This window comes from Acidovorax facilis, assembly GCF_023913775.1.
GTDB lineage: Bacteria > Pseudomonadota > Gammaproteobacteria > Burkholderiales > Burkholderiaceae_C > Acidovorax > Acidovorax facilis.
Genome location: NZ_JAMXAX010000388.1, coordinates 1 through 254, shown reverse-complemented (window position 1 = coordinate 254; position 254 = coordinate 1). Strand labels below are relative to the sequence as shown.

Sequence of the window (254 nt, the reverse complement as noted above, 5' to 3'; positions counted from 1 at the left end):
CTGGGTGAGCCCCAGGGCGAGCCGTTGTCGGAATTGATGCGCGCAGGCAGCCCATAGCGCTCAAAGACCCCCTGCAGCAGCGTCTGGACCGTGGCAGCGTCGGTCTTGCTACAAGCCGTCGTGGCCAATGCGAAGCGAGAGTGATCGTCCAGCAGGGTCAGCGGCGAGCAGCGGCCACTGGCCGTCTCGAAGTAGCCCTTGAAATCCATCTGCCACAGGCCATTGGGCAGTTCGTGCTCGAAACGTTGCCATTC

General features: G+C 63.0%; 1 protein-coding gene. It reads right to left on the bottom strand.

Annotation, left to right across the window (positions count from 1 at the left end; genetic code table 11):
- A partial coding sequence (locus NFX52_RS30735; protein ID WP_252636050.1) for a DDE-type integrase/transposase/recombinase occupies positions 1–254 on the bottom strand: 254 nt, incomplete at both ends.